Source organism: Acetanaerobacterium sp. MSJ-12, from assembly GCF_018917875.1.
GTDB lineage: Bacteria > Bacillota > Clostridia > Oscillospirales > Ruminococcaceae > Bittarella > Bittarella massiliensis.
Genome location: NZ_JAHLPK010000014.1, coordinates 16,308 through 35,005, shown reverse-complemented (window position 1 = coordinate 35,005; position 18,698 = coordinate 16,308). Strand labels below are relative to the sequence as shown.

Annotated in this window: 15 protein-coding genes and 1 CRISPR repeat array; of the genes, 11 read left to right on the top strand and 4 right to left on the bottom strand. The window is 63.6% G+C overall.

Annotated features, from left to right (window positions below):
• Together KQI11_RS12815 and KQI11_RS12810 are read left to right on the top strand one after the other, a co-directional pair.
• Positions 1 to 1,075 (top strand): excinuclease ABC subunit UvrA (locus KQI11_RS12815; protein ID WP_502757169.1); only part of this gene is annotated, 1,075 nt, incomplete at its 5' end.
• 144 nt (positions 1,076 to 1,219) lie between these two features.
• A complete protein-coding gene (locus KQI11_RS12810; protein ID WP_185915006.1) occupies positions 1,220 to 1,897 on the top strand; it encodes a peptidoglycan-binding domain-containing protein in 678 nt (225 codons plus the stop codon).
• Between the two features lie 304 nt (positions 1,898 to 2,201).
• Positions 2,202 to 2,573: direct repeats of the CRISPR family, unit length 34 nt; unit sequence ATTTCAATCCACTCCCCCTACGCGAGGAGGAGAC.
• 616 nt (positions 2,574 to 3,189) lie between these two features.
• Here the strand turns inward: KQI11_RS12810 and proC are convergent.
• Complete coding sequence (gene proC, locus KQI11_RS12805) at positions 3,190 to 4,002, bottom strand: pyrroline-5-carboxylate reductase (protein ID WP_216402397.1); 813 nt, start codon at positions 4,000 to 4,002, stop codon at positions 3,190 to 3,192.
• 1,570 nt (positions 4,003 to 5,572) lie between these two features.
• Between proC and KQI11_RS12800 the strand changes: the two genes are divergently transcribed.
• A complete protein-coding gene (locus KQI11_RS12800) occupies positions 5,573 to 6,178 on the top strand; it encodes a TetR/AcrR family transcriptional regulator (RefSeq protein WP_216402396.1) in 606 nt (201 codons plus the stop codon).
• A gap of 1 nt (position 6,179) precedes the next feature.
• Complete coding sequence (locus KQI11_RS12795) at positions 6,180 to 6,935, top strand: SDR family NAD(P)-dependent oxidoreductase (RefSeq protein WP_216402395.1); 756 nt, start codon at positions 6,180 to 6,182, stop codon at positions 6,933 to 6,935.
• 493 nt (positions 6,936 to 7,428) lie between these two features.
• Here the strand turns inward: KQI11_RS12795 and KQI11_RS12790 are convergent, their stop codons facing one another.
• Entirely contained in the window at positions 7,429 to 8,145 is a 717-nt protein-coding gene (locus tag KQI11_RS12790; protein ID WP_185915010.1) for a TVP38/TMEM64 family protein, read from the bottom strand.
• 131 nt (positions 8,146 to 8,276) lie between these two features.
• Between KQI11_RS12790 and KQI11_RS12785 the strand changes: the two genes are divergently transcribed.
• Complete coding sequence (locus KQI11_RS12785) at positions 8,277 to 8,930, top strand: hypothetical protein (RefSeq protein ID WP_185915011.1); 654 nt, start codon at positions 8,277 to 8,279, stop codon at positions 8,928 to 8,930.
• A 41-nt stretch (positions 8,931 to 8,971) separates the two neighbouring features.
• On the opposite strand, the gene mtaB is transcribed toward KQI11_RS12785, so the two are convergent.
• Positions 8,972 to 10,261, bottom strand: a complete 1,290-nt coding sequence (mtaB, locus tag KQI11_RS12780) for a tRNA (N(6)-L-threonylcarbamoyladenosine(37)-C(2))-methylthiotransferase MtaB (protein WP_216402394.1) — start codon at positions 10,259 to 10,261, stop codon at positions 8,972 to 8,974.
• Between the two features lie 261 nt (positions 10,262 to 10,522).
• On the opposite strand from mtaB, the gene KQI11_RS12775 reads away from it, so the two are divergent.
• The 4 genes from KQI11_RS12775 (at position 10,523) to KQI11_RS12760 (ending at position 13,957) form a co-directional block, all read left to right on the top strand.
• Positions 10,523 to 10,753 (top strand): HPr family phosphocarrier protein, encoded by a 231-nt coding sequence (locus tag KQI11_RS12775; RefSeq protein ID WP_021660920.1) that lies wholly within the window; start codon positions 10,523 to 10,525, stop codon positions 10,751 to 10,753.
• A gap of 83 nt (positions 10,754 to 10,836) precedes the next feature.
• The gene (locus KQI11_RS12770; protein ID WP_216402393.1) at positions 10,837 to 12,054 is read left to right on the top strand and encodes a D-alanyl-D-alanine carboxypeptidase family protein; all 1,218 of its coding nucleotides are present in this window, start codon (positions 10,837 to 10,839) and stop codon (positions 12,052 to 12,054) included.
• Positions 12,055 to 12,154: 100 nt separating this feature from the next.
• Positions 12,155 to 13,495 (top strand): glucose-6-phosphate isomerase, encoded by a 1,341-nt coding sequence (locus tag KQI11_RS12765; protein WP_185915014.1) that lies wholly within the window; start codon positions 12,155 to 12,157, stop codon positions 13,493 to 13,495.
• Positions 13,496 to 13,543: 48 nt separating this feature from the next.
• Complete coding sequence (locus KQI11_RS12760; protein ID WP_185915015.1) at positions 13,544 to 13,957, top strand: hypothetical protein; 414 nt, start codon at positions 13,544 to 13,546, stop codon at positions 13,955 to 13,957.
• Between the two features lie 1,394 nt (positions 13,958 to 15,351).
• On the opposite strand, the gene yeiL is transcribed toward KQI11_RS12760, so the two are convergent.
• On the bottom strand, positions 15,352 to 16,035 hold the full coding sequence (gene yeiL / locus KQI11_RS12755; RefSeq protein ID WP_216402392.1) for a transcriptional regulator YeiL: 684 nt from the start codon (positions 16,033 to 16,035) through the stop codon (positions 15,352 to 15,354).
• A 123-nt stretch (positions 16,036 to 16,158) separates the two neighbouring features.
• Between yeiL and rihB the strand changes: the two genes are divergently transcribed.
• Together rihB and KQI11_RS12745 are read left to right on the top strand one after the other, a co-directional pair.
• Positions 16,159 to 17,091, top strand: a complete 933-nt coding sequence (gene rihB, locus KQI11_RS12750; protein WP_059005228.1) for a ribosylpyrimidine nucleosidase — start codon at positions 16,159 to 16,161, stop codon at positions 17,089 to 17,091.
• Positions 17,092 to 17,197: 106 nt separating this feature from the next.
• Positions 17,198 to 18,604, top strand: a complete 1,407-nt coding sequence (locus KQI11_RS12745) for an MATE family efflux transporter (protein WP_021660927.1) — start codon at positions 17,198 to 17,200, stop codon at positions 18,602 to 18,604.
• The last annotated feature ends 94 nt before the right edge of the window (positions 18,605 to 18,698 follow it).

The following is an 18,698-nucleotide window of genomic DNA, read 5'->3' as shown; positions in this document are numbered from 1 at the left end:
GCGGCTGCGGGGGATCGAGGGCTCCCCCACCGGCCGCTGGCTGCGGGCCGCCCACGGCCCCCCACCCGCCCGGCGCACCCCCGCGGGGGCGCTGCGGCTCTCCGGGGCGACCAGCCACAACCTGCAGGGGCTGACGGTGGATTTCCCCCTGGGCTGCCTCACGGCGGTGACCGGGGTCTCCGGTTCGGGGAAGACCAGCTTGGTCTTTGCCTCCCTGTGGGCCGCGCTGGAGGGGGACGCCTCCGCCGGCCGTCTGTCGGGGTCGCGCCCCGGGCGGGTGGTGGCGGTGGGACAGGAGCCCTTGGCCCGCTCCCGCCGCTCCTGCGCGGCCACCTATGCGGGGGTGTTCGCCCCCATCCGGGCCCTCTTTGCCGCCCAGCCCGCGGCGCGGGAGGCGGGGCTGACGGCGGCGGACTTCTCCTTCAACAGCCCCGGGGGCCGGTGCGAGCACTGCCAGGGGCTGGGGGAGGTGAGCAGCAATCTCCTCTTCTTTGAGGACCTGCAACTGCCCTGCCCGGTCTGCGGGGGGCGGCGGTTTTCGCCGCCAGTGCTGGCGGTGCGCTGCCGGGGGAGGGACATCAGTCAGGTGCTGGAGCTGTCGGTGGACGAGGGGGCGGCCCTCTTTGCCGACCTGCCCGCCGTCGCCGGGCCCCTGGGGCTCCTCTCCGAGGCGGGGCTGGGCTACCTGCCCCTGGGACAGCCGTCCAGCGCCCTCTCGGGCGGGGAGTGCCAGCGGCTGAAACTGGCCTGTCAGCTCTGGGAGGGGCGGGGGGAGACGGCCCTCTACCTGATCGACGAGCCCACCGCCGGGCTGCACCCGGCCGACGTGGACGGCTTTTTGCGCCTGTTGGACCGGCTGGTGGAGGGGGGGTCCACCGCTGTGGTGGTGGAGCATGACCTGCAGTTCATCGCTGCCTGCGACTGGGTCGTCGACCTGGGCCCCGGCGGCGGGGAGGAGGGGGGCCGACTGGTGGCGGTCGGCACGCCGGAGGAGGTGGCCCGGACCCCCGCCTCCCTCACCGGGCGGCACCTGGCCCCCATTTTGCGGGGGAAGGGGCTGCCGGCAACCAAATAGAGGCGCGGCCGGAAACGGGAGAGCGGGCGGCGGGAAAAATCTCGCCGCCCGCTCTTTTGTCGCCTGCAATCACCCCTGGGGGAGGAGAACATAGACTGGTGATGAGCATCCTCCACTTCACAAAACAAGGTACAGGTGATTGATATGGCTAGAATTTTGGTATACAATGTGGCCTCCGGCCGGATGGAGACCTACAATCGGGGCGAAAACGACCCCATGCCCTACTCCTACGGGCGCACCCTGTTGGTCAAGGAGTTCCGTGGCTCCTCCCGCTCCAACACCCTCTGGACCAACACCGCCGCCATGGAGTCCTGGAACGCCACCCGCCGCTCCTGGGGGCAGGGGATCTATGTGGGCTACGCCTTCAAGCGCATCTGGGAGGGCGGCCACGGCCAGCAGAGCCAGCACTACGCCGGCGTCTCCTTTGACGTGGGGCAGAACCTGGGCAGCACCTGCCGGCGGCGGCTGCACAACCTGGCCCAGTCCCTGGGGGTCTGGGTCTATGTCGAGCCGCTGAGCATGACCCCCAGCTGGGTGCACTTTGACAAGCGCACCAACCCGCCGGCCTGTTCGGCGGGCTACCCCCTGCAGCGGGTGGGCAGCGCGGGCACCTATGTGCTGGTGCTGCAGGACGCCCTCAACGCCCTGGGCTACCGGGCGGGCTCGCTGGACGGCTACTTTGGCCAGAACACCCGCACCGCTGTGGTGAACTACCAGCGGCGCAACGGCCTGAGCGCCGACGGCATCGTCGGCTGCGCCACCTGGCGCCGCCTGGTCAGCGAGGTGGTGGGCATCGGCCGCACCCCCGGCGTGGTGGACTAGGGCCGGCTGTCGGCAAAAAGAGAGAGGGGAAACGGCCTGTTTCCCCTCTCTCTTTGGGTTTGGTGGGTGTTTTCGATGGTGGGGGTCGCGGCACCGCCCACCGGCCTTGGAGCGGCAGCTAGGGATTGCTCCCCGGGAGGGGGAAGGCGAAACCATCAAAAGCGCCGAGGCCAAAGCCGCGATGCGAGTTGCCCTTCTCGTGCGGGGAGGGGCGCGCCACCGAGAGCCCGATTGCCACCCACTTTTTCAAGACAGAAGAGGACTTGAAAGCCGGGAGTAGGGGGAAGCATTACCAAACTAGCGGATTTCAATCCACTCCTTCTACGCGAGGGGGAGACGGAGTACCGAAACAGTGCTCCCTGCAGCAAGGCGATTTCAATCCACTCCCTCTACGCGAGAGGGAGACGTTTTCCACACGGATGAGGGCAGAGTGGTAAGCAATTTCAATCCACTCCCCCTACGTGAGGGGGAGACCCCCGGAGGCCACCACTAAGGCAGCCACGGCCAATTTCAATCCACTCCCCCTACGCGAGGAGGAGACCCGTTTTTGTCCTCTTCGTATGCGGTATTCGCAATTTCAATCCACTCCCCCTACGCGAGGAGGAGACGCACCGCCCGCAAGATCGTACTCTTCCCATGCGTATTTCAATCCACTCCCCCTACGCGAGGAGGAGACAGCAAACATCTCCAAAAAAGGAGACTGTTTGATTGTCTTTACCATACAACTTCCCCAATCTGCTGTCAACCGCCCTGTCCTCCTATCCCTTGACCGACCCCTTTTTCACCCTGCTTGTGGCGTTTTCCCGGTGCGAAGGGCCCGGGCGTTTTCTGTCTGCTTGCCCTTCGCACCTGCCGCGCAAGGGGAGACGACCTTGCCACAGAAAAAGAGCCGGGCACTCACCGCCCAGCTCTCTTCCCTTTCCTTTGCGCAGCCGCCTTCCCACTTCAGCCCAGGGAAGGGGAAGGGGTGCGCCTGAAACGTTGCCCCTCCCCCCGACAGCAGCCGCCAAAACAGCCGCCGGGGTGGGGAAAGGCCCCTTCCCAACAGTCTCCACCGCAACAGGTGCGATTGCCTTGTCACCGGGTGTCTGGCGAACGCTGTCCCGCCGTCTTCCCGCGCCAAAGACATGTCGGGGAGCCCGCTCGCCCAGGCCGATGCCTGGCCGGAGGGCAGCGTTCCAACAAAGCCGCCCCTGCCCGCCATCTGTCAAATTTTTCCGTCTCATCCCCCTGGCAGAGGCGGCCCTTTCACATCCCAATTTGCAGGGGAGAGAGGCGGTCAGAGCAGCGGGTCAACCGTTGGCCTGACCCAGCTCATGGGCGCGCTCAATGCAGCGCTGAATGCCGTAGGCCACTGCCGCGTCCAGCCCCTTGGCCTGAAATCCCTCGATGCCGGCGATGGTGGTGCCCCCCTTGGAGCAGACCTTGGCGATGAGGTCGTCGATATCCTCGCCGCTCTCCAGCATCATCCGTGCTGCGCCGATCAGGGTCTGGCAGAACATCTCCTTGACCGTCTCCCGCTCCAGCCCGTACTGGCTGATCTGGTCGCAGAAGAGCTTGGCGTAGTAGTAGATGAAGGCGGGAGAGCTGGAGTTGGCCGGGATCACCTCGCTGAGCTTGTCGGCCGGCAGCTCCCACACCTTGCCGCTGGCGGCAAAGATCTGCTTGACAAACGCCAGCTGTTCGGCGGGGGTGCCCTCCTCCCGCCCCACGGCGGTGGCCCCCTCGGCAATCAGCAGGGGGGTGTTGGGCATCACCGGGATCACCACCAGCTCGGGCTGCCCCAGCGCCCGGCGGATGTAGTCGGCGGAGATGCCCGCCGCGATGGAGATGACCGCCGTCCCCTCCCGCAGGGCGGGGGCCGCTTCGGACAGCACGTCGGCCATCTGCTGGGGCTTGACCGAGAGCACCAGGTAGTCGGCAAAGGTCACCAGCTCCCGGCAGTCGGCAAAGGCGCGGTGGCCCATGGCGGCAAAGTGCTCCAGTCGCTGCACGCTCACGTCGGTGACCCCGATCTGCTGCGGGGGCAGGAATCCGGTGCGGTCGATCCCCTTGACAATGGCCTCGGCCATGTTGCCGGCGCCGATAAATCCGATGGTTTTCATCTCTCATTCTCCCTTTCTCTGTGGGCGGCCGGGGACGGGGTCCGCAGCCGCAGAAGCTCTGTTCAAATGATACACGGATTTGGGGCGCAATACAAGGGCACCACCCGCCCCGGGACAAATTTGCCGGGCGGCGGTCAGGCCCCCCGACAAAGCCGGGGGCTTGGGGACAGAATGCCGACAAAACCCCTCAAGGGGCGTTGAAGATCCCTCCGCTTGTCGCCTTTCCATTTCCCTTTCCCGCTCCCTTGCTCCCCAGCCCGCAAACAGGCAATTGCGCACAAAGAAAATGTTTTGAGATCGTGAGATCCCTGTCCATTTTTCACCTCACTTGATACATTTCTTTATCCTCTCTAGCTAAGCCGGGGAGGCGTTTCACGAAAGCGTGTCAAAACAGCCAGAAGCGGCGACCCTCGGCGGGCCGCCGCTTCTGACCGGTAAGAAACATGAGGAATGAAACACAAAGGCCGGTTGACACGTTGCACGCAGGCGTGTGTGGGAACGCCTGCCCAGAGCCGCCGTGCGATCGCCCTTCCCGCCGGCAGAGCACCCGGGGGAGGGGAGATTGAAGGTTAGCACTAACTAATTCTGTGCCCTCAATATAGCATCTGCGGGAGGGAATGTCAAGGCAGATGAGAAAAAACAGGAGGATTTTTTGCCGGGACTGCTTTTGGCCCGGCCAGCTTGTTTTCCCACTGCTTTGAGGGCAGGGGGGGAGGAATTTGACACCGGCAGGGGAGCGGTGGAACAGATGTTGGCCAGAGGCGGCCCTGCGCCCCCTCTGTGCCTGTCGCCCTTTTTTTCGTCTCTGTCGTCCGCCCTTCTCCCCGCCTATTTTCCCTTTCGCCTCTGTCCGCCCTCCTCTCCGTCTTTCTCTCCACTTTCGCCTGCCCACATTTACCTTTCCGCCTTCGGCGCCCACCGTTCTCTCTGCGCTCTGTCGGCACACCCAGCCTCTGTCCGCCCGCTTTTTCTTTTCGCCTCTGTCGCTTACCGCTTTCTACGCGTTCTGTCCGCCTGTCTTTCCCCCTACCTCTCCCTGTCCACTTCTCCTTTCCACCTCTATCACCCGCCGTTTTCTATGCGTTCTGGCAGTCTGCCTTTTCGCCGGTTTCTCTCCGCCTGTCTTTTCCTTCGCCTCTCGCCGTCTGGCTTTCTCCCCGCTTTCGTCCGCCCTTCTTTCCCTTTGCCGCCGTCTGTCCGCCTGCTTTTTCTTTCTCCTGTCACCCGCCGTTCTCCATATTTTGCCCATCCGCCTTTCTCCACCGGTTTTCCCTCTCTGCCTGTTTGGCCTTTCCGCACCTGCTATCCATCGTTCTCTCCGCCTTTTCCCTTCGCCCTGTCTGCCCAATTTTCCTCTTTGCCCCTGCCACCCGCTATTTCTCTCACCTTCTCTCTGTCCATCTTTTTCTCCACCTTTTGTCCGCCTGTCTTTCCCTCCGCCCCTGCCGCCTGCCCTTCTCTCCATCCGCCTTCCCTCTGTCCGCCTACCCGGCGAGAAAGAGGGGAGGCCCTTGACATTTAAACAGTCGTTTGATAAACTGAATCGAACGACTGTTAGAGGAGGGATCCCATGGAACGGGAAAAGACGGGGGAGCGCATCCTGCAGGCCGCGCTGGAGCAGTTCGCCCAGCGGGGGTATCTGGCTGTGTCCATCCGCGACATCTGTGGGGCGGTGGGGATCAAGGAGGGCACGGTCTACTACCACTTCGCCGACAAGCGGGCCATCCTACAGGCGATCCTCGCCCGATTTGAGGAGCAGGGCAACCAGCTCACCGAGACCCTCTTTGCCGCCCTGGGGGAGGGGGTCGCCGCCCCCGTCTCGATGGAGGGGGTCTCCCGCCGCTTCTTTGAGGGGTATTTGATGGACCCCTTTTGCAACCGGGTGCTGCGGCTGCTGGCCATCGAGCAGCACCACGACGGCGAACTGCGCCGCCTCTACCGGGAGTGGCTCTTCGACCGCCCCCTGCGCATCCAGGAGGCGGCCTTCGCCCAGTTGCAGCGGCTGGGGCTGCTGGCGGGCGGGTCGGCGGCCGACCTGGCGGTGCGCTACTACGCGCCCATCTTTTTTTACACCCAGCGCTACCTCCTCTCGGGGGAGCTGACCGAGGAGAAAAAAGCCGCCTTCGGCGCGGCAGTGGGACGGCAGTTGGCCGCCATGGAAAGGGGATCTTGCTGAAATGGGCAACTACATCGTGACCGGGGGCAACCGGGGCATCGGCTACTATCTGACCGAGGGGCTGCTGGAAGGGGGGCACGCCGTGGCGGTGCTCGACCGGGAGCTGGACGGCCTCGCCCCCCTGGTGGCCCGCTTTCCCGGCCGGCTGTGGCCCCTCCTCTGCGACGTCTCCCGGGAGGAAGAGGTGGCGCGCTCGGTGGACGAGGCGGCCCGGCTGCTGGGCGGGCTGGACGGGGCGGTGCACAACGCCTGCCTCTGCACCTTTGCCCCTGCCGGGGAGACCGGCGAGGAGACCTATCGGGCGGTGCTGGCGGTCAACTACTTCGGCGCCCTCCACCTGGCAAAAAGCGCCCTGCCCCACCTGGAGCGGACGGGGGGCGCCCTCTACTTCACCAGTTCGGGGGTGGGGGTCACCGGCTTTGGGGGGATCGCGCCCTACGCCTCCTCCAAGGGGGCCATCGAGGCGCTGGCCAAGTGTCTGCGCATCGAGCTGGCGGGGCGGGGCGTGGGGGTGCACCTGCTCCACCCGCCCCTGACCGACACCCGTTCCGCCGCCCCCCTGCCGGTGCCCAAGGCCTTCTTCGCCGCCCCCGAAGCGGTGGGAAAGGGGCTGGCCCGGCGGCTGGGGAAGCGGAGCTTCGTCATCTGCCACTCCCCGACGCAGCAGTTTCAGGTGCGGCTGTGCTACCTCTTCCCTTTGAAGATGGGGGCGATGATGGACCGGATGCTCCGCCGCGCCGCAGAGCAGGGGGAGTAGGCCCCTCTTTCCCGGGAAATAAAAAAGAGCCGCTAGACAGCCTAGGCAGCTCTTTTTCGGCCGTGTGGCCCACCCCTGAGCCGCGGCCACAGAGACAAATTTTTAGACGCCCACCCCGGCCGCCGCGCCGGCGGCGAGGGGCGGGCAGGACCGTTTCGGTTTTTATTGTGCGGCAACAGGAGTCCGCCAGCGGAGGTGGTCCTATATATGGGGCAACGTCCCGCGATACCGGCCGCGCCTCAAGGCGTTGATGCGGCCCGCCAGCTGCGAGGAGATCTTTGCTTGCCGCCCGTGAATGGGCCCACCTGTTCTCTTCCTCTCGGCCGGTCTGCGACCTGCTCCTCTTTGGCAGGCCGCACTTTTATGGTATCAAAGGGGAGCTCCCTTTCTCACGCATCGCGAAAGCTCTTCTGCGCCCCCGGCACAGCCAGTTTTTTGGACAACAAAAAAGAGCGCCCGACAGACAGGTTCTGCCGGGCGCCCTCTGCTGTTTTTAGGACTGTTTTTCCCGCTTGGCGTTGTAGCGCTTGACGATTTGGTTGTAGATGAAGATGCCCACGAGGGAGAGCCCCCCCGCCACCGCAAAGGCGATGATGGAGTTGCCCGCCTGCCCCTTGATGAGGAGGGAGCCCGCCAGGGTCGAGGTGACGATGGAGGGGATGCGGGCGATGGAGGAGATGATGAAGAACCGCAGCGGGCGGATGGGGGTCAGCCCGGCCACATAGGTGAGGATGTCCTTGGGGGTGCCGGGGATGAAGAAGAGGAGGAAGGTCAGCTTTTCAAAGCTGTTTTTGTCGTTCAAAAATTTCAGCTTGTGCAGCTTTTCCTCGGAGAAGAAGCTGTGCACCAAGTCCCGCCCCAGCCACTTGACCAAAAAGAACACCAAGATGGAGCCCACAAAACAGCCCAGCATGCACATCAGCAGCCCGGGGACGGTGCCGTACATCATCCCCGCCAGCACCTCGATGGGCTCGCCGGGGATGAAGGCCACCACGATCTGCAGTATTTGGATGGCCAGGAAGACAAAGACCCCGGCCGGGCCGAAGCCGTCGATGTACTCGCGGATGAGCTCGCTTGCGTCGGGCTTGCCCAGCATCCCCAGCACCGGGGAAAAGGCCCAGAGAGCCAGCCCGCAGAGGGCCAGCACCACCAGCACCGCGGCGATTTTGAAGTGGCGGGAGTTCACTCTGTTTTTGGTCGTCTCTTTCATACCGATCCTTCTTTAACTGGAATTTGTGGGGCGGCCAGCCAGCCTTCGCCAGCCCAGCCAAAAAATTGCGGGGGTTTTGCCGAACCCTGGGGGGACAATACTACCGTCGCACCCGGCGGGAGGTGTCCCGAATGAAAAAATGGTTTGCAATTTGCGCCGTGGCGGCGCTGGCGCTGGCCTTCATCGTCCCCAGGACCGCCCGGGCGGAGTATTTCGCCCCCGGCCAGGAGGAGCGATTGGAGGACTACAACCTCACCTACAAGACCACCACCGTATCGGTGGGGGAGGAAGTGGGGGAGGAGACCGCCCGCAAGGTCAACAGCGAACTCCAACACGCGGCCTTTGACAATCTGGCATCGGTCAACGCCCAGGCCAATACCCTGGCCTACACCGACCAGCGGGCCGAAGGCAGCTACACCCAAGAGATCACCCGGCAGACCCCGGCCTTTGTCAGCGTGCGCTGTGCGCGCCGCTTCTCGGTAGAGGGGCGGCCTGTTTACAGCGACGCGACGGGGGCTGTGTACAGCCTCACCACAGGCGAGCGTCTGGCCCTTGGCGACTTGTTTACCGATTCAAGTGACTATCTGAGCATAGTGAAAAATGAAATGGAACGGCAACTCGACCACCCGGCCGGACTGGAGGACGACCAGCCCTTCTACCTCACCGATACCCAGCTTGTCGTCCTCTGCAAGGCGGGGGAACAGGAATCCATGCAGCGGCAGGAGCACGAGGTGAACATCCCCCTCGAGCGCCTGCAGGGGCTGCTGAAAGAAGAATACCGATAGGTGCGACGGTGGACAGCCTGGGGGCTGTCCACTTTTTTGCCCTAGATCGCGCAGCCCAGACAGTGCTCCTCGCTGCAGCAGTCCAGCCGGCAGAGGACGATCTGGCCGGGGGCGAGCCCTTCGCCCTTGATGCGCACCGGGGTGTAGTTTTTGGTGTAGCCCTCGAAGGAGCCGTCCTCCCGCTGCCTCTCCAGCAGCACCTCCTCGGTGTGGCCCACCTGTTCTTTTAAAAAGGCGGCCTTGCAGCGCTCGGCCTCGGCGGCCAGGCGGCGGTTTCGCTCCTCCTTCACCCGGGCGGGCAGTTGATCGGGCAGCGCGGCCGCCCGGGTGCCCTCTCTCCGGGAGTAGGGGAAACAGTGCACCCGGGCAAAGCCCACCTCTCTGACAAAGGCCAGGGACTGCAAAAAATGCTCCTCGCTCTCGCCGGGGAAGCCGACGATGATGTCGGTGGTGATGGAGGGGTTTTCAAAGTGGTTGCGGATGAAGCGGACGATCTCCAGGTACTCCTCGGTGGTGTAGTGGCGGTTCATCTGCCGCAGGATGGCGTCGCACCCGCTCTGGAGCGAGAGGTGAAACTGGGGGCAGAATTTGGGCTGGGCGGCCAGGCGCATCATGTCCTCGTCGGTGAGCAGCTCCGGCTCGAGGGAGCCCAGCCGCACCCGCTCGATGCCCTCCACCGAGCAGGCGCACTCGGCGGCGTCGATGAGGCGCAGCCCCAGGTCCTTGCCGTAGCAGGGGAGGTTGATGCCCACCAGCACCACCTCCCGGTACCCGTTTTGGGCCAGCACCGACAGCTCGCGGCGGATGGCCTCCAGCGATTTGGAGCGCACCCGCCCCCGGGCGGTGGGGATGATGCAGTAGGAGCAGTAGTGGTCGCACCCGTCCTGGATTTTGACAAAGGCGCGGGTGTGCTCCCCAAAGTCCTGCACCTGCATCTCCTCAAAGCCCTCGCCGGGGGTGTGCTCGGCGATCTCGACGATGCGGCTTTTCTCGCTGATGGCCCGCAGCGTCAACTCGACGAGCCGGTTTTTGTTCCCCGCGCCGGTGACCACGTCGATGCCGGGCAGGGCCTTGGCCTTTTCGGGAAAGGCCTGGGGGAAACAGCCGGTGAGCACCACCACCGCGTCGGGGTTTTCCCGGCGGAAGCGGGCCAGCCGGTTGCGGGTCTTCTTGTCGCCGGTGGCCGTCACCGTGCAGGAGTTGACCACAAAGACATCGGCCTTTTCCTCCGGCCCGGCCAGCTCGAAGCCGGCCTTCTGAAACTGGGCGGCAATGGCCTGGGTCTCGTACTGGTTGACCTTGCAGCCCAGGGTGTAAAAGGAAACTCTCATCTGCTCTACCAACTTTCCCTTGTCATTAGTCTAACCGCTCTTTTGGTCAAAACAGCGAGCGGATTTCTTACATTTTTCTTGCAGCCGCCCCCGGTCAAAGGGGGTCGCACCGGGGCGAAAAGAGGGGGCGGCTTTTGCAAACTGCCCAAAAAACAGTTCTTATTATTATACATAAAAATGCAGCTGAAAACAACAAAGTCGGTTGCGAAAAGGAGGGGAGTAGTATATAATGGATGAAAGAAGTAAGGAGGCAGCGAGACGATGACACAAGTAAAGGTGTTTTTCAAAAGGGCTGACGACATCAAGAGCTTTATCCACAGCCTGTCCAAATACGACGCGACCGCCACCATTGGAGAGCCTGAAAACCGGGTGAACGCCAAGTCCATCATCGGCATTTTCAGCCAGGACCTCTCAAAGCCCCTGCTGCTGACCATCGACTGCGACCACTGCCCGGAGGTCTTGGACGACATCCGTCAGTTCATTGTGGAATAAAATCGCCTTGCGGCGATTTTTTCTGTTTATAAGCGACTTTTTCGCCCCCTCGCCTCATATCCATTGGCAAGAGGTGATAGGGAATGAAGAAACTGGCAGCCGCCCTGGTGTCGGCGGCGCTGCTGTTGAGCGCGGCGCCGGCCTTTGCATACGAAGATGTGATCACCACCGACTTTGACCTGCTGGGGGATGGGGGCGAACAGCCCGTGGTCGCCGCCTCCCCCGCGCCGGAAGGGGCCATCAACATCAACGCCAAGTCGGCCATCTTGCTGGAGCAGAGCACCGGGCAGGTGCTCTACGAACAGTCCGCCGACGAGCCGATGCCCCCGGCGTCCATCACCAAGGTGATGACCCTCCTTTTGGTGATGGAGGCCATCGATGCCGGCAAGTTCGGCTACGACGACATGGTCAGCGCCAGCGACTACGCCTGCAAGATGGGGGGCAGCCAGATCTGGCTGGAACCCGGCGAGCAGATGAGTGTGAACGACCTCATCAAGGCCACCGCCATCTCCTCGGCCAACGACGCGGCCGCCGCCCTGGGCGAATACGTGGCCGGCTCCCCCGAGGCCTTTGTGGCCCTGATGAACCAGCGGGCCCAGGAGCTGGGGATGGCGAACACCCACTTTGAAAACCCCAACGGCCTCGATGCGGCGGGCCACGTCTCCACCGCCCGGGACATCGCCATCATGAGCTGCGAGCTCCTCAAGCACCCGGACATCAAAAAGTACAGCACCGTCTGGATGGACTCCCTGCGGGGCGGGGCGACCCAACTGGTCAACACCAACAAGCTGGTGCGCTTTTACGACGGCTGCGTGGGCCTCAAGACCGGCACCACCGACGGGGCGGGCAGCTGCCTCTCGGCCGCGGCCGAGAGGGGCGGGCTCTCCCTGGTGGCGGTGGTGATGGGCTGCCCCACCTCCAACGACCGCTTCAACGGCGCCAAGGCCCTGCTGGACTACGGCTTCGCCAACTACGAGATGGCCACCCTGCAACTGCCCGAAACCGCCCCCACCGCCCTGAAGGTCAAGGGCGGGGTCACCGGCGAAGTGCCCCTGCGCTACGGCAGTGACGGCACCTTTTTGGTGAAAAAGGGCAGCGGGGCCAAGATCGTGCAGGCGGTGCAGATCGCCGAGGACGTCACCGCCCCGGTGGAGGAAGGGCAGAAACTGGGGGTGGTGGAACTCTCGCTGGACGGCGAAAAGATCGGCGAGTACCCAGTCACCGCCGCCGCCCCGGTGGCCAAGATGGACTTTTTGACAGGCTACCAAATTCTGCTGAAATACTTATTTGTGATGCGCTGATTTGGCGGTTTTTTACAAAAAATATCTTTTGCATACAAGCATACTTGACAGTATTGCTTAGATATATTACAATCGAATCAACCAATAAGGGGGAAGTAAAATGGCAGTGAAACTCAATACCAACTACCTGGCAAACTTTATCCGCCCGGAGGAGTACGCGGGGATGCAGCACCTGGTCTGCGCCGCCCACCAGACCCTCCACGAAAAATCCGGTTTGGGCAACGACTTCCTGGGCTGGATCGACCTGCCCACCAACTACGACAAGGCCGAGTTCGAGAGGATCAAGGCCGCTGCCAAGAAGATCCAGCAGCAGTCCAAGGTGCTGGTGGTCATCGGCATCGGCGGCTCCTACCTGGGGGCCCGCGCCGCCATCGAGTACATCAAGAGCAACAACTACAACGCCCTGGCGAAGGACACCCCGCAGATCTACTTTGTGGGCAACACCATCTCGCCCAGCTATTTAAACGACATCCTCGCCCTCTGCGAGGGGGTCGACTTCTCGGTCAACGTCATCTCCAAGTCCGGCACCACCACCGAGCCGGCCCTGGCCTTCCGGGTCTTTAAAGAGCTGCTCGAAAAGCGCTACGGCCCCGAGGGCGCGAAGGAGCGCATCTACTCCACCACCGACAAGGCCCGCGGCACCCTCAAAGAGCTCTCCGACCGCAACGGCTACGAGACCTTCGTCATCCCCGACGACGTGGGCGGCCGCTACTCGGTGCTCACCCCGGTGGGGCTGCTCCCCATCGCCGTGGCGGGCTGCGACATCGACGCGGTGATGGCCGGCGCCAAAGAGGCGCAGGATGCCTTTACCGACCCCTGCCTTGAGAAAAACGACTGCTACAAGTACGCGGCGGTCCGCAACATCCTCTACAACAAGGGCTACTCGGTCGAGATCATGGCCAGCTACGAGCCCTCCTACGGGCAGATGAACGAGTGGTTCAAACAGCTCTACGGCGAGAGCGAGGGCAAGGACCACAAGGCCCTCTACCCCTCCAGCGTCATCTTCTCCACCGACCTGCACTCCCTGGGCCAGTACATCCAGGACGGGCGGCGGCAGCTGTTTGAGACGGTCATCGACTTCGCCGAACCCAAGAGCGACTTCTTCATCCCAGAGGACCCCGAAAACCTCGACGGGCTGAACTTCCTCTCGGGGCAGAACATGTCCAACGTCAACAAAAAGGCCATGCAGGGCACCATCCTCGCCCACGTCAAGGGCGGCGTCCCCAACGCGGTCCTCCAAATCGACAAGATGGACGCCCACTCCTTTGGCTATCTGGTCTACTTCTTGGAGAAGGCCTGCGCCATCTCCGGCTACCTGCTGGGGGTCAACCCCTTCGACCAGCCCGGGGTGGAGAGCTACAAGAAGAACATGTTCGCCCTGTTGGGCAAACCCGGCTACGAGGACTTGCGGGAAGAGCTCGTCAAAGAAATTCAGGAATAGTCCCCACCCCACTCCGGGGCGGGACCAAAATATAGGAGGTACACCACTATGATAAAACTCATTGTTGGCAGCAGAGGCTCGGGCAAGACCAAAAAACTCCTTGAGCAGATCAACGACGCAGCAAAAACTTCAGCTGGAAATGTGGTATGCTTGGACAAAACCCTGAAACTCCGGTACGATGTGGACTCCAATGTCCGCCTGGTGGACATGGACGCCTACGGCATCTGCGGTTTTGATATCTTCTACGGCTTCATCCTGGGCCTGATGGCCGGCAACTACGACATCACCCATGTCTTTGTGGACTCCATCCTCAAGGTGGGCGGCCCCGAAAAGGATTTGGAGGGGCTGGGCGCCATGTTCGACAAACTCTCCGGCGTGGCCGAGATCAAGGACGTGAACCTGGTCTTCACCGTCTCCGCCGACGAGGACCTGCTCCCCGAGAACATGAAGAAGTACCTGTGACCTCCGTTTTATAAGACCCCTTTCAGAGCCCGCCCGGGCCGCGCCGAAATGCGCGCCGGGCGGGCTCTTTTCTGCGTCGGGGAGAGGGGGAGAGGCGCCCGCCCGAGAGGGGTCTGATCAAAAGATCAAAAGAGCAAAAGGAAAAAATCGACCGGTGCTCCCGGCCTTGCCTTCCCTTGACCGATTTTTTTCCCTTTTCCCTTGCCTGTGCGCCCTGCGGGTCTTCCCGCAGGGCCGTGCCGCTAGGAGGGGAGCGGACTGCCGGCACTCCACCCCCCTTTCCCTGCTTTGCGCCCGATGTTGGTACCTGATCTTGCCCGGCGAGAGGGGAGCGCTGGCAGAGTCCACTCCCTTTTTCCGCTTCGCACCCAGCGCTGGCTTCTGGCCTTGCCCGGCGAGAGGGGAGCGCCGGCGATGTGCTCTCCTTTGTGCTCGGCGAGGGGGGAGGGGGGTCGCTATCTGTGCCGCCCTCACCCGTGCTTGAAAGAGGAGCTGTCCCCGCCAGTGTTGTGCGTCCGCCAATCTCTGGCCGCATTTTCCCGTTTCCCCACAGACAGAAAAGCGCCCATCCAGGTTCCAAGTGACCGGCGGGCAGTGTGCTCATTCTGTCTGCGCGCTGGGGAGGGGTTTCTTCCCCAGTCTGTCCGACCGTCTATTCGCCTTGCCGTTTGCCCGACGAAAAAGAGGGCTGTATCTCCGCCCGGTCCCAGCGGGCAGAGGAGGGAAAGAGAACGTCTCCCCCGCGCCGCCGGTCACTCGCGCGGGAGGAGGGGAGGGGTTCCCTGTCCGAGCAGTCTGCGCCTTCTCCTCCGGTCTCTGTCCCGGCGGACAGGGGAGAGAAAACCGCCTCGCGTATGTCGCCAGTCACTTGTTGGGGGGAAAGAGGGGTTCCCTGTCCGAGCAATCTGCACCCTCTCCTCCGGCCTCTGTTTTGGCGGACAGGGGAGAAAACCGCCTCGCGTATGCCGCCAATCACTTGTTGGGGGAGGGGAGGCCTTATCCGAGCAATCTGCTTCCCCTCCTCCAATATCTGTCCCGAACAGACAACGGCGAAAAGAAACCCCTGCCCACACGCCGCCGGCCGCTCGTACGGGAGAGGGGAAAGGCGGTTCTCTATCCGAGCAGTCTGCGCCCTCTCTTCCAGGCCCCTGTCCCGGCGGACAGAGGGGAGGAAACTGCCTCGCATATGCTGCGCCACTTGTTGGGGGAGGAGAGGCCTTATTCGAGCAATCTGCTCCCCCTCCTCCAGTATCTGTCCCAACAGACAGAGGCGAAAAGCCCCCCCTTCCCACACGCCGCCGATTGCTCGTGCGGAGGAGGGAAGGGGGGGCTCTGTTTGAGCAGTCTGCCCCCTCCTCCGATTTCCCTCTCCCGGCGCGCCGGCTTTCAGGCGCTTACCCGCCCTCCGGCGGCTCAAGGCCCTGGGCCAGCGAGACCAGCGCCGCCCGGTCGGCCAGCAGATAGCCGCCCCCCTCTTTTTTCAGGTACCCCCTGGACACGAAGTCGGCCAGCACGTAGAGCAGGTGGCGGTAGCTGACCCCCAGGTATTCGGCGGCGTGGGTGTGCTTTTCGGCGTACCAGCCGTCCGGCGCGGCCAACAGCAGAAAGTGGGCCAGCCGGTTTTCCAGGGGGAAGCCCTTGTTTTGGGAGAGGGAGAGGACGGTGCGGACATTCTTGCCCCCCAAATAGACGCAGAGGCGCCGCAAAAACCGGGGGTCGCCCAACAGCCGCTCCCGGCACTCCTCGACCGGCAGGGCCAGGCAGTAGCAGCCGCAGAGGGCTTGCACCGCCCGGGAACTGCGTTGCACCCCGATGAGTTCCATCTCCCCCACGAAGCAGGGGGCACGAAAGAAGTCGATGAGCGAGACCTTGCCGTTTGGCAGGGTCATGTAGAGTTTGGCCCGCCCGGCGACCAGGTAGTAGAGGAAGGCGGGCTGGACCCCCTCCTCGACAATGTACTCCCCGGCTTCCAGGTGGTAGAGCCGGGCATACTGTTGGGCGGGGAAGGAGAAGCAGTCCAAAAAGTCGGACTGGCGCAAAAAACGGTCCAGCAGCGGCTGGTCGTCGACCAAGACCACAGGGCATCCCTCCTTGATGTGAGAAATCTCATACCCAGTATAGCGCGGGGACTGCTACACTACAACTGTAAAGAGAGCCGCGCAGCCGCCAGGCCGCGCCCGACGAGAGAGGAAGGAATGTTGATGATGCGACAGAAAATCATTTTGGACTGCGACCCCGGCCACGACGACGCCATTGCCCTGATGGTGGCGGCCCGGCACCCGGCCATCGAACTGCTGGGGGTCACGGTGGTGGCGGGCAACCAGACGCTGGAGAAGACCCTGCCCAACGCCCTGCACCTCTGCCAGCACCTGGGGCTCGATGTCCCGGTCTACGCGGGGATGCCCCGCCCCCTGGTGCGCGAGCAGGTGGTGGCGGCCAACATCCACGGCGAGAGCGGGTTGGACGGCCCGGTGTTCGCCCCCCTCACCCGGCAGGCGGAAAAGACCCCGGCGGTGCGCTACCTCATCGACACCCTGCTGGCCTCCGACGGGGACATTGCCCTGGTGCCGGTGGGACCCCTCACCAACATCGCGGTGGCCATCCGCAGCGAGCCCCGCATCCTGCAAAAGATCCAGCGCATCGTCCTCATGGGCGGGGCCTACGGGTTGGGCAACACCACCCCCGCCGCCGAGTTCAACATCTACGCCGACCCCGAGGCCGCCCACGTGGTGTTCTCCTCCGGGGTGCCCATCGTGATGATGGGGCTGGACCTGACCAACCAGACCGCCTGCACCATGGACGTCATCGAGCGGATGGAGGGGTTTGACAACGTGGGCGGCCGGCTCTTCGGCGACATCATGCGCTTCACCTGGAAGACCCAGCACGAGGCCTACGGCCTGGACGGGGGCCCGGTGCACGATGTCACCTGTGTGGCCTACCTCATCGACCCCACCATCTTCACCGTGAAAGAGATGTATGTGGAGGTGGATCGGAGCGGCGGCCCCAGCTACGGCCGCACCGTCTGCGACTACTTCGGCACCACCGGCAAGCCCGCCAACTGCCAGGTGGGCATCACCCTGGACGGCGACCGCTTCTGGGACCTGGTGGCCGACTGCGTGGCCCGGTACAACTAAGCTCCTCCCTCCCCGCCGGGGGTGGGCGCGCCGATTGCGCCCGCCCCCGGCTGTTTGCGCCCCGTTGCCCCCGCCCCCGAATCGGTGTATAATGAACAGCGTGTGAATGGAGGCGATCCCGACGGAGAGACAAAACGACTTTTCAAAGGGCAAGGTGTCCCGCAACATCCTCGACCTGGCCCTGCCCATGACCCTGGCCCAGCTCATCAACGTCCTTTACAGCGTGGTGGACCGGATGTACATCGGCCACATCCCCGAGGCGGCGACCCTGGCCCTCACCGGCCTGGGGCTGACCTTCCCCATCATTTCCATCATCACCGCCTTTGCCAACCTCTTCGGGATGGGGGGCGCCCCCCTCTGCTCCATCGCCCGGGGGAAGGGGGACGACGAGCGGGCCGAGACCATCATGGGCAACTCCTTTTTTATGATGGTGGCCACCGGGCTGGTCCTCACCGCCCTCTTTCTGGCCTTCAAGGGGCCGCTGCTGCGTCTCTTCGGGGCCAGCGGGCAGACCTTCCCCTACGCCGACGGCTACCTCACCGTCTACCTCTGCGGCAGCGTCTTTGTGATGGTGGGGCTGGGGATGAACAGCTTCATCAACTCCCAGGGCTTTGGCAAGATGGGGATGATGACCGTCCTCCTGGGGGCGGTGACCAACATCCTCCTGGACCCGCTGTTCATCTTTGTCCTCCACATGGGGGTGCAGGGGGCGGCCCTGGCCACGGTGATCTCCCAATTCCTCTCGGCCGCCTGGGTGTTTCGCTTCCTCACCGGCAAAAAGGCCATCTACCGGCTGCAAAAAAAGACCATGAAACTGGACTGGAAGCTGGTGGGGGAGATCGTCTCCCTGGGGATGAGCTCCTTCTGCTTTGCCATCACCAACAGCCTGGTGCAGATCGTCTGCAACATCAACCTGCAGCAGTTCGGGGGCGACCTCTACGTGGGGATCATGACGGTGGCCAACTCGGTGCGCGAGGTGGTGAGCATGCCGATGAACGGGTTGACCAACGGCGCCCAGCCGGTCATCGGCTACAACTACGGCGCCAGGGAGTACCGCCGGGTGCGCAGCGGCATCCGCTTCATGTCGGTGGTCTGCGTGGTTTACACCCTGGCGGCCTGGCTGGTGCTGATGCTCTTTCCCCAGCCGTTCATCCACCTCTTCAGCAGCGACCCCGAGCTGGTGGGCAAGGGGGCCCAGGCCCTGGGGGTCTACTTCTTCGGCTACTTCATGATGGCCTTTCAGATGGCGGGGCAGTCCACCTTTGTGGCCCTGGGCCGCTCCAAACAGGCGGTCTTTTTCTCCCTGCTGCGCAAGGCCATCATCGTGGTGCCCCTGACCGTCCTCCTGCCCCGCATTGGCGGCCTGGGGGTCATCGGGGTCTTTCTGGCCGAGCCGGTCTCCAACTTCGTGGGCGGGTCGGCCTGCTATTTGACCATGCTGGCCACCGTCTGGAAGCCGCTGCGAAAGGCCGAGGAGGCGGAGGCGGTCCCCGCCGGGCGGGCGGGGGAATAGGCGGCGCCCCCATCCCCCCTCTTTCGTATTGACGAGGGGGGCAAAAATGGGGTACACTGTCTTTGCGCGATCAGCGGCGGCCGGCCGGTCCATC